Origin of the sequence: Methylocucumis oryzae, from assembly GCF_000963695.1 — a bacterium.
In the GTDB taxonomy this organism is placed as follows: Bacteria; Pseudomonadota; Gammaproteobacteria; order Methylococcales; family Methylomonadaceae; genus Methylovulum; species Methylovulum oryzae.
Genome location: NZ_LAJX01000019.1, coordinates 1 through 10,598, shown reverse-complemented (window position 1 = coordinate 10,598; position 10,598 = coordinate 1). Strand labels below are relative to the sequence as shown.

Here is a 10,598-nt window from a genome sequence, read left to right as displayed (position 1 = left end):
CCAACAATTTTAGCATCGGCTTGATATTGCTCGAAGGTATCCTGCACCATGAAATGCCAAAACTCACCGTCATTATATAAATACTGCATGGCCACATCGACGACATCAGCGCCTTCTAACGTATCACCCGATTTAAACGTTCTTTCTATGACGCGTCCAGTTTTTAAGTTTCTGATTTTAACTCGGTTAAACGCTTGACCTTTGCCAGGCTTAACAAACTCGTTCTCGATAATCGAGCAAGGATCGTTATCCAACATGATTTTTAACCCAGCTTTAAACTCATTCGTGCTATAAACAGCCATTTTATCCTCAGAGATGACACATTGTAAAAGGCGCTCATTATAAAGGAGGTATGAGTTGAGAGAAAATTTAAACCACGCTTATTCACACATTGACACCGATAACCAACACTTACAACAAAGCTGGCAACAACAACTGCAAAGTGCGTTTAGTAACGTGCAAGACTTATGTGATTACTTAGAATTGGCTATTACAGACCTGCCGTTCTCGCTATCGGCACAACAACAATTCGCCTTTAAAGTACCGTTAAGCTTTGCCGCGTGTATGGAAAAAGGTAATGCCAACGACCCGTTATTACGGCAGGTTTTGCCTATTGTTGATGAAACCAAAACGATACCAGGTTTTAGCTTAGACCCCGTTGGTGACTTAGCCGCCAAAGCCGTCACTGGCGTGATTCATAAATACCAGGGACGCGCCTTACTGATTAACACGGGTAGTTGCGCGATTAATTGCCGTTATTGTTTCCGCAGGCATTTCCCGTATTCCGACTGGCAGCTTAGCAAGCTACAAGAGCAACAGGCCTTAGATTACCTTAGCTCAGACCCCAACCTACACGAAGTTATACTCAGCGGTGGCGACCCCTTATTACTTAACGACGCACGACTCAGCACACTCTTAACCAAGCTAGCAACACTGCCACAACTCAAACGCATACGCCTACACAGCCGTTTACCTATCGTGTTACCGGCGCGCATTACCGAATCCCTGCTCACCAGTCTCAAACATAGCGGAAAAACCACCACCTTAGTCGTACATTGCAATCATGCCAACGAACTCAACCCGCGTGTATTCAACGCCTGCCAACAGCTACGCCAACACGGTATTCATTTACTCAACCAATCGGTATTGCTAAAAGGCGTGAATGATAATGTCCAAGACTTAGCGCAATTAAGCGAGCGCTTATTCGATTTCGGTATACAACCGTATTATTTACATATACTCGACAAAACCGCTGGCACGGCACATTTTGACGTTAATGAAAGCGACGCTTTAGCATTAATGCAAGCACTCAAAACCTTGTTACCAGGATATTTAGTACCGAAGTTAGTAAAAGAAGTCGCTGGCGATAAGGCTAAACAAGTGCTAGCTTAACATTAGGTTGGTATTATAACTCCTCGGCGGCAAAGCGTTCCGAGCCACTTCCAAAATTTTGACTTGTTCAGGAATGTCTGCTTATTGCAAGGTGGTTCCTAACTGTTCCGGTTGACCACCTGGTTATTTCTTTGGGTCTGGCTTTGAGCTGACCTCATCGCTACTGGCTTTGTCATGAACTTTAAACCGACCAGTCGAAGGGAGCTTACTACTATTTCGGCTGGTCAGGCTTAAACGGTTAGCCATCAGTTGGACGAGCATGATCACCACTTCCAACGTCGCACGCAAGAACGACGCAGACAAATTTTCCTCCTCGGGGAGAAGTTGCTGTACTCTTTTGAGGCGGGCTTCAACGTTCATGTTATCGAGTGTCGGTAAGTGTCAAACTAAAATACCTCTCAACTGTGATTGTTAGCCGTATGATAAGGCCGGGTTAAAAGTCGAGTTGTCTTCGAAGATGCCCGATAGGCCACGAACGCTCAAGCATCGCGACCCTACGGGGGTAAAGAGGTTAGCGAGTTACCCTGCGAGTGATAAGGCCTGCATATCCAACATCTTGGGGCAAGCAATTCAGGTAAATTTATCTTTTTTTTGCAAAAAAACTTTGTCAAGTGTTTTTTTACTCAAATTACGCTGAATAGTTACTAAAAAAGAACAATCGCAATAGTAGTACAAAACATGTTCTACACGCCTAAAAATGCTAAATCGCTTAATAGTTAAACTGCAACTGTGTGCGTAGCAAGTCACCACGCGCTTGCTTTAAATAATCAGTTTTTGTTGGGTCAGCAATATTGGTACGACTCATTGTTGCGTAAGCTAAGGTAATTTCCAGCGCCTTACTAATTTGATATTCAACGCCAGCCTCTACCTCTTCGACATTAACTCTAGGTGCAAAGGTTGCGCCTTTCCATGCACCTTCGTAAGTTTGCCATTTGGCATACGGAATCATTGTGCCTTTAGTGCCAAATACATTGTCAATTTTATACATAGCTTGTACATACCCACCGTTAAGATCTTGGCGTTCAACGGTATTAGTCAGCGGGTTAAGCGTAGGGCCTTTACCCCAGTTCCACTCAGTTTGTAAGCCGAAAGGTTGTGGGAATAAAATGGCGTGTACGCCAACACGATCTTCACTATTCCCGTCAGTAGTCACAAACGGTTTGCCATATTTATTCCCCTCATAGGTATAAGCAAAACAAGATGCCGTTTGCCCGTCTTTAAATGAGCATGTATCAGAACTAGACGTATTAAACCGTCCCGATATAGCATCAACACCGACTTCCAAAACTTGCTCAGGTAGTCCGATAAATCCTAACTCGAATGGGTAAGATGAATGGGCAACAAAATAAAAATCATCGTTAGCTTCGGGCTTATTGATGCCTTGACCGTTATAAACACCAAAACCTAGCACACCATAATCACCTGAGGTTTTCAGACCTTTTTTACTCAATGACTTCCACAATTTTTGCGTATCAGATGGCGACCAGTACGCAAATAACCCTAAATCGCGCTCGCTAGGAACCGCACTGTTAAGCGCGTCCGCACGATCCAGCGTTAAACGATTTTGTGATGATTGTAAGTTTTCCCAGCCGAAGGGTACTTTTGATTGTCCGGCACGAATACGATACTCATGTTCTTTATCAAACGCTAAGTCGGCATAAGCATCGCGTAGTTGACCAAAATTTAAATCGCCACTGGTCGAAGCGAAATCAGGTTGTAAATAAAATGACACATATTCATTGATGTCACCGGAAAACACTAAACGCACACGGCGGAAAGAAAAATTGCTGTTGTTTTTGATAGAGCTATCACCCACCGAACGCAGCTCAGGGTCGCCAGCAACTCTATCTCCAGAAAGGCTTTGGTTATAGCGCATTTGGGTATAGCCACGCAGACTTATTTTATTAAACCATTTTTCATCGTTTTTAGCTCTGTCTTCGCGATTAGCCGCAACATGCTCTTCAAGGGCTTTTAATTCGTTACTTTTTTAGCTCTAAATCATGCTTGATGGCTTTTAAGTCGGCTTCTTGTTTTGTGTTTAGCTCATTTTGCTGTTTAACAGCTTGCTCGGCAGGTACAAACGAGCCTAGTTTAGTTCGGTTAGGGCCGGGTTCGGCAAAGATTTGCTTAGTAGTATCATCAACATAAAGCTCAAGCGCTGAAGCATTCAACGATGCTCCTATTAATAATGGGCTTGCAATTGCCCATATCCTTTTGCGTAATTTCATAACTTATCTCGGAAGGGAAAATGCCGCCAAGATAAATTAAGCAAAATGACAGTTTTATTACTGAAATATTACAGTTTTGTTACAGTGAATTAATAAATTTTAACTAATTGATTAATATTAACTTTATTAAAATAGTTTTATCATTATTTTTTATAGTCATAATTTAGTCATAATATCTGCGACCATAAAGACTTGCTACCAAGTTAAGCCGCAGAAAATTGCACATTTTAAGCCATTATATTTACAGCTTATTTTGGATAAGCGAGTCGGATGTTAAACCAGAAACCTAGATTTATAAGGTAGATGTGGAGGAGAGAACAACGAGGAAAGGAAAACAGCAGCAGCGATTAAACGTGCGGTTTACTCGCCTACTAACGCTCGCGTCATCCTAACGCTATACGCCAGCTTAATCCTCATCCGGAGCAGAAGACGGCCAAAAACCGCACGTTTAATCACTCTTGTCGTGTTATCTTAAAGAGGTTAAATGATATGTTATATTATATCAATCATTAGATGAAATTTTAATGACAACAAATACCTTGGGCTATCAGTCTTTACTTAGCTGCTTTCGACGTAGTGCCGCATTTTGTAAAAACTGTTTACGGGTTGCATCATCCACTTGTATCCAATGCCGAATTTCAAACAAACGACCTAAAACAGCCTAAACACACATCATCGTTATTTAAACAACAGTTACGCACACAGGGCGAATCTATTTTAGTTACGTTCTCAGGTATCACAGTAAACATTAATCTGTTAACAAAGCATCGAGTTGTTTTTGTCGCTCCAACGCGTACAACTCATCAAAACCACCAACATGGGTATCGCCGATAAAAATCTGCGGCACAGTGCGTCGTTGGGTTTTTATCATCATTTCCTGCCGTAATTGTGCATTATTATCGACATTTATTTCCGTATAGGCGGCGCCTTTGTCATCGAGTAGTCGCTTTGCCATGGTACAGTATGGGCAAATTCGGGTGGTATAAATCAGTATCTCAGGCATGGCATAAAAATGTTTGTTACTATATTTATCATTCTATAGCGAATACCCCGGTTATTCAATGACACTGCAGTAACGCTAGCAGTTAATACCATTCAATATTAATGCGTTATTGCTGGCGATCATCCGCTATGGGCTAATTCAATGACTCAATTTAACTTCAGCGAGAAACAAACTATGAGTGAAATACCCTCCCAGTTAAAATATGCTAGTTCACACGAATGGATACAAGCAGAAGATGATAATCTTATACGCGTGGGAATTACTGATTTTGCCCAACAATCACTGGGCGATATTATGTTTATCCAATTACCGACATTAGGAATGCGTTTTAACGCGGGTCAACAATGTGCTGTCGTTGAATCAGTAAAAACCGCATCCGATTTATTTAGCCCTGTCACCGGTGTTATTTGCGCCATTAATGATAGGCTTATTGATGCCCCTGAATTAGTCAACGAAGCACCTTACCAAAACTGGATATTTTGCCTAAAAGCCGATGATAGCTCGGAATTAGCAGCGTTAATGACCGCTGCCGACTACCAGGCCATGATTGAATAATACAGCCCTCACCTACCTACTCCCATTAAACATGGCTAATCAAAATGCAAAAGGCTTTAAACGCCTCATTAATGCGTGTAATTTCTCTGCCGCAGGACTTAGAGCAACATGGGAACACGAGGAAGCATTTAGACAAGAAGTTATTATATTACTGGTTGGCACGCCGTTAGCGCTATGGCTAGGCGATAACGCTATTGAAAAAATCCTGTTAATTGGCAGTCTTGTGTTAGTGTTACTCGTGGAACTGCTCAATTCTGCCGTTGAAGCCGTCGTTGATAGAGTCGGTTTTGAGCATCATGAATTATCCGGTCGTGCCAAAGATATAGGCTCGGCTGCGGTGATGATGTCGTTAGCGTGGGCAGCGATTACTTGGATGTTGATTTTACTTTAATTATTTAGGAGTTTTATGAGTGCTTTGATTTGCGGTTCTATGGCGTATGACACAATTATGGTGTTTCACGATAAATTTAAACATCACATCTTGCCAGAGAAAGTTCATATTCTAAATGTATCGTTTTTAGTTCCAGTTATGCGTAGAGAATATGGCGGTTGCGCCGGTAATATCGCTTATAACTTAAATTTACTCGGTGAAAAACCGTTGATTATGGCAACTGTCGGTCATGATTTTGAACCTTACAGCCAATGGTTAAGCCAGCAAGGTTTAAGTACTGAATATATCCACGCCTTAGATGACCACTACACCGGCCAAGCCTATATCACGACCGACGAAGAAGGCAATCAAATTACGGCGTTTCATCCAGGTGCTATGTCATTGTCACATTTAAACGAAATTCCTACTGATTCTGACGAATTTAGCATAGGTATCGTATCGCCAGATGGCAAAGAAGGTATGCAATTACATGCAGCACAATTCGTTGAATGTGGCATACCGTTTATCTTTGACCCAGGCCAAGGGATGCCGATGTTTAGCGGTGCTGAATTATTAACCTTTGTTGACCAAGCAACATGGTTAACCTTAAACGATTATGAGTCCGAGTTAATGCAAGAACGTACCGGCTTAACGCTTGAGCAATTAGCCGAGCGTGTGCAAGCATTAATCGTAACTTTGGGCAGTAAAGGCTCAAAAATTTATACCGAAGGTCGTTGTATCGACATTCCTGCCGCTTTACCTAAAGCCGTAAACGACCCTACCGGCTGTGGCGATGCTTATAGAGCGGGCTTGTTATACGGTCTGATGAATGAATACGATTGGGAAACCACAGGCCGTATCGCCTCCTTAATGGGGGCGATTAAAATCGAGCATCACGGCACACAAAACCATCGTTTTGACCTTACGGGCTTTAAACAACGCTATCACGAAAACTTCGGCCAGTATTTTTGAGGTTTTGCCATGTTGCCGAACACGTTGCAATTACTCGATATTATGGCCAAACTCAGGCACCCTGAAACCGGTTGCGCTTGGGATTTAAAACAAGATTTCGCTAGCTTAATACCTTATTTAATCGAAGAAGCGTATGAAGTGATTGATGCGATAGAACGCGATAATATCGACGATTTGCGCTCAGAATTAGGTGATTTATTACTACAAGTCGTGTTTCATGCCCGATTAGCCGAAGAACAACAACTGTTTAATTTTGATGATGTCGCCGGTGAAATTAGTGAAAAGCTGATTCGCCGCCATCCTCATGTCTTCGCGGGCGTCACGTTTGATAATGACGAACAACGCCAACAGGCTTGGGAACAAGCCAAAGCCATTGAACGTCAAGCCAAAACGCCAGCAACTCTGGTGACCAGTATCTTAGACGACATACCGAGTAGCTTACCTGCGTTAATGCAATGCGAAAAAATTTTAACACGCGTTGCTAGGCACGGCTTTGATTGGCCAACAATAGAACCTGTATTTGATAAAATCCAAGAGGAAATCGAGGAAGTACGCGACGCGATGACGCGAGGCGAGCAAACGCATATTGAAGAAGAAATTGGCGACTTATTGCTAGTCGTCGTTAATTTAGCGAGACATTTAAACGTCAATGCTGAATGGGCATTAAAACAAAGCAATAAAAAATTCAGCAAACGTTTTTAACTACATAGAGCAGCAAGTGCAGGCAACCGGTAAAGTCTTAACCGAATGCAGTCTCGCTGAATTAGATGGCTATTGGGATGAAGCCAAAATCGTATTGAAACAACCGATGCCGAAATGAAACGCATAGGGTACACATGTTGTACCCTACCTAAAGATGGTGTGAGGCTTCACGGTTTACGCTTTTATTTTTTGTTCCAATTCTTTTGGGCTTAAATGCCTAACATCCTCGCCTTTAACCATGAAAATCAAATGTTTACAAATGTAGCATGAATGATCGCCGATTCGCTCTAACGCCCTAACTGACCATAATGCGTTAAGCGTTCGTGTGATATTTCTGGGGTCTTCCATCATGTGGGTAATTAACTGCCTAACAATACTGGCATACTCGCGATCTACACTATCGTCTTGATTAATGATAGTAGAAACCTCGTCTATCGATAAGCGGGCAAAACCATCTAACGCGCCATGTAACATTTCTTGCACGAGTTCCGCCATGTGCTGAATCTCATAATATTGGTCGATTCTGCTGTCATTTTCAGAAACCTGTATTGCCATTTTGGCAATACGCTCAGCTAAATCACCAACAATTTCCAACTCATTAATGATTTTTAACACGGTCAATAACAGTCTTAAATCAAATGCGGCTGGCTGTCTTAACGCAAGAATTTGCGTACATTCCAAGTCAATTTCCATTTCCATCGCATCGACTTGATTGTCTTGTTTAATAACAAGTTCAGCAAGTTCGGTGTCATTCGTTGTAAACGAACGAATCGCATACTCAATTTGCTGCTCAACGACACCGCCCATCGCTAACACTTTATTGCGTATGTCTTCTAATTCCTTATTAAATTGTCCTGAAATATGGTGTCCGATTTTGCTGTTATCCATTTAGCACTCCAAAGTAAGTTTAATAATGCAAGCCTTAGCCGTAACGCCCAGTAATATAATCTTCCGTTTGCTTTTTTCTAGGGTTAGTAAATAACTCGCTAGTCGGACCCATTTCAATTAAATCGCCCATATACATAAACGCCGTATAATCTGAAACACGCGCGGCTTGCTGCATATTATGCGTAACAATGACAATGGTGTATTTTTCTTTTAGCTCATTAATCAATTCTTCAATTTTTAACGTAGAAATAGGGTCTAAAGCTGACGCGGGTTCATCGAGCAATAAAACCTCAGGTTCTATCGCAATAGCTCTAGCAATCACCAAACGCTGTTGCTGACCACCTGACATACCTAGCGCATTATCATGTAAACGGTCTTTCATTTCATCCCATAACGCTGCGCCGCGTAGCGCATTTTCTACCGTTTCTTGCAAAATACGTTTATCGTTAATGCCTTGAATTCTTAAACCATAAGCGACATTTTCAAAAATTGATTTTGGGAAAGGGTTTGGCTTTTGAAACACCATGCCGACTCGTCTACGCAAATCAGCGACATTAACCGATTTATCGTAAATATTTTCGTTATCGAGCAAGATTTTGCCTTCAATCTTCACACTATCGACTAAATCATTCATGCGATTAATACAACGCAATAAGGTCGATTTGCCACAACCGCTAGGGCCAATATAAGCAGTGACTTTACGCTTAGGAATTTCCATATCGATGCCGTGTAAGGCTTCTTTCTGACCGTAGCTTAACCGTAAGCTTTCAATTTTAATGCTTATTTCTTCCGGTTCGTTGCGAGTCATTCGAGTGTTCAATACAGAACTCATATTGATAGCATGGGTACGGGCTTCTTGTGTGGTCATTTAACTTTCCGTTTCAATAAAAACTGGTCTTAATTTTCTAGCGCTCTGTATTTTTCACGCAAATGATTTCTAATCAATATTGCCGCTAAATTCAACCCCAAAATGACTAACACCAGTAATAATGAGGTTGCATAAACCAGCGGTCTAGCGGCCTCAACGTTAGGACTTTGAAAACCTACATCGTAAATATGGAAACCCAAGTGCATGAATTTACGGTCTAAATGCAAGAACGGAAAGTTACCATCTAGCGGTAATGTGGGCGCCAACTTAACAACGCCGACCAACATTAAAGGTGCTACTTCGCCGGCTGCGCGCGCTACGGCTAAAATTAGCCCGGTCATAATCGCAGGGCTTGCCATTGGTAAAACCGTTAACCACAGCGTTTCAAATTTAGTTGCGCCTAACGCTAGGCTGCCTTCTCTAATCGATTTAGGGATACGCGATAAACCTTCTTCTGTCGAAACAATAACAACCGGCAAGGTTAATAACGCTAGCGTAATCGATGCCCATAACAACCCCGGTGTACCATAAACGGGTGCTGGCAGCGACTCTGGAAAAAACAATTTATCAATATTGCCGCCTAGAATATAAACAAAAAAGCCTAAACCAAATACGCCGTAAACTATCGACGGTACACCGGCTAAATTATTAACAGCAATGCGTATAACACGCGTGATAAAGCCTTGTTTAGCATATTCCCGTAAATAAATTGCCGCAATAACACCAAAAGGCGTCACAATAATCGCCATCATAATAACCATCATGACTGTACCAAAGATTGCTGGAAAAATGCCGCCTTCGGTATTGGCTTCGCGTGGATCATCGACTAAAAACTCGGCTAGCTTTTCGCCATAATGACCTAGCTTTGCAAAAACATTCATGCCATTAGGGCGGTAAATTCTAACCACTTTCGCTAACGGAATATCAACTTCGCTACCCGCATCAATTTTGACTGATAAGCTGTATTCTCTAATCTTGACATACAAGTCATTAACTTCGCTTTGAATGTGCTGATAGCGCGCTTCAAGCTCTGTTTTTTCTGTATTAAAAGCCTGCTCAGAACTTGCATTCCACTCATTGTTAAGCTGCAATTTCTTTTGCTTTAAACGTAAACGCTCCAGCTCATAATTAATACCACCAATCTGCTTTTTCTCTAAATAAGCAATTTGGTCAAAAATCGCTAATGCTTGTTCTAGCTTTTCTTCGGCAACCGGCCAGGCTTGTTCACCACTAGCAATCACGTTGCCATTTTGCTTAACAGCCGTCAGTTGTCCATAAAAATTACCCCACTCACGGCGCTCAATCGCTAGCATAGTTTCAGGATATGTCTCACTGACGACGTGTCTTTGCTCTATCCAGCGAAAATCCACGCCAGTCACATCACGATTACCGACTTTCACCAGATATTGAACCAAGCTATCTTCGCCAGCCGCCATCTCATGCCCAGCCGCTTTTGCCATAGCTGCCGAGGTTTCCGTCACATCGACTAACTCGCCAATAATTGTTTTGGCTTCAGTGCCTTGTTCACGGTAGCTAAATTGTGCGACTTTAGCTGGCCAAAAAATGGCTAATGCCGCGCATAGCAATCAAACCCACGACGACGACAACCATAATTAAACT

General features: G+C 42.1%; 12 protein-coding genes and 2 pseudogenes. 5 read left to right on the top strand and 9 right to left on the bottom strand.

Annotated features, from left to right (window positions below; all coding sequences use genetic code 11):
* Nucleotides 1-302 (bottom strand): annotated as a pseudogene (locus tag VZ94_RS02650) (elongation factor P); the annotation flags it as partial.
* Nucleotides 303-357: 55 nt separating this feature from the next.
* Between VZ94_RS02650 and epmB the strand changes: the two are divergent.
* Entirely contained in the window at nt 358-1,392 is a 1,035-nt protein-coding gene (gene epmB, locus VZ94_RS02645; protein WP_239649576.1) for an EF-P beta-lysylation protein EpmB, read from the top strand.
* A gap of 123 nt (nt 1,393-1,515) precedes the next feature.
* On the opposite strand, the gene VZ94_RS02640 is transcribed toward epmB, so the two are convergent.
* The 5 genes from VZ94_RS02640 to grxC all read right to left on the bottom strand — a co-directional run bounded on the left by VZ94_RS02640 (nt 1,516) and on the right by grxC (nt 4,623).
* The gene (locus VZ94_RS02640) at nt 1,516-1,752 is read right to left on the bottom strand and encodes a hypothetical protein (protein WP_045778053.1); all 237 of its coding nucleotides are present in this window, start codon (nt 1,750-1,752) and stop codon (nt 1,516-1,518) included.
* A gap of 349 nt (nt 1,753-2,101) precedes the next feature.
* Nucleotides 2,102-3,268: a porin gene (locus VZ94_RS02635; RefSeq protein WP_052700150.1), complete on the bottom strand. Its 1,167-nt coding sequence runs from the start codon at nt 3,266-3,268 to the stop codon at nt 2,102-2,104.
* A gap of 103 nt (nt 3,269-3,371) precedes the next feature.
* Nucleotides 3,372-3,620, bottom strand: a complete 249-nt coding sequence (locus VZ94_RS02630; protein ID WP_045778052.1) for a hypothetical protein — start codon at nt 3,618-3,620, stop codon at nt 3,372-3,374.
* A 638-nt stretch (nt 3,621-4,258) separates the two neighbouring features.
* Entirely contained in the window at nt 4,259-4,369 is a 111-nt protein-coding gene (locus VZ94_RS27770; RefSeq protein WP_239649575.1) for a DUF1289 domain-containing protein, read from the bottom strand.
* On the bottom strand, nt 4,369-4,623 hold the full coding sequence (gene grxC / locus VZ94_RS02625) for a glutaredoxin 3 (protein ID WP_045778051.1): 255 nt from the start codon (nt 4,621-4,623) through the stop codon (nt 4,369-4,371). The genes VZ94_RS27770 and grxC overlap by 1 nt, the downstream gene beginning before the upstream one ends.
* A 174-nt stretch (nt 4,624-4,797) precedes the next feature.
* Here grxC and gcvH point away from each other — a divergent pair, with 174 nt between their 5' ends.
* The 4 genes from gcvH to mazG are packed head-to-tail and all read left to right on the top strand — an operon-like array spanning nt 4,798 to nt 7,222.
* Nucleotides 4,798-5,178, top strand: coding sequence for a glycine cleavage system protein GcvH (gene gcvH, locus VZ94_RS02620; RefSeq protein WP_045778055.1), 381 nt, complete (start codon nt 4,798-4,800; stop codon nt 5,176-5,178).
* Between the two features lie 31 nt (nt 5,179-5,209).
* Nucleotides 5,210-5,569 (top strand): diacylglycerol kinase, encoded by a 360-nt coding sequence (locus VZ94_RS02615; RefSeq protein ID WP_045778050.1) that lies wholly within the window; start codon nt 5,210-5,212, stop codon nt 5,567-5,569.
* Nucleotides 5,570-5,584: 15 nt separating this feature from the next.
* Entirely contained in the window at nt 5,585-6,520 is a 936-nt protein-coding gene (locus tag VZ94_RS02610; protein WP_045778049.1) for a carbohydrate kinase family protein, read from the top strand.
* Nucleotides 6,521-6,529: 9 nt separating this feature from the next.
* The gene (mazG, locus tag VZ94_RS02605; RefSeq protein WP_338040200.1) at nt 6,530-7,222 is read left to right on the top strand and encodes a nucleoside triphosphate pyrophosphohydrolase; all 693 of its coding nucleotides are present in this window, start codon (nt 6,530-6,532) and stop codon (nt 7,220-7,222) included.
* A gap of 174 nt (nt 7,223-7,396) precedes the next feature.
* On the opposite strand, the gene phoU is transcribed toward mazG, so the two are convergent.
* The 3 genes and pseudogenes from phoU to pstA all read right to left on the bottom strand — a co-directional run.
* On the bottom strand, nt 7,397-8,110 hold the full coding sequence (gene phoU, locus VZ94_RS02600; protein ID WP_045778048.1) for a phosphate signaling complex protein PhoU: 714 nt from the start codon (nt 8,108-8,110) through the stop codon (nt 7,397-7,399).
* 34 nt (nt 8,111-8,144) lie between these two features.
* On the bottom strand, nt 8,145-8,978 hold the full coding sequence (gene pstB / locus VZ94_RS02595) for a phosphate ABC transporter ATP-binding protein PstB (protein WP_045778047.1): 834 nt from the start codon (nt 8,976-8,978) through the stop codon (nt 8,145-8,147).
* A 29-nt stretch (nt 8,979-9,007) separates the two neighbouring features.
* Nucleotides 9,008-10,598 (bottom strand): annotated as a pseudogene (pstA, locus tag VZ94_RS02590) (phosphate ABC transporter permease PstA); the annotation flags it as partial.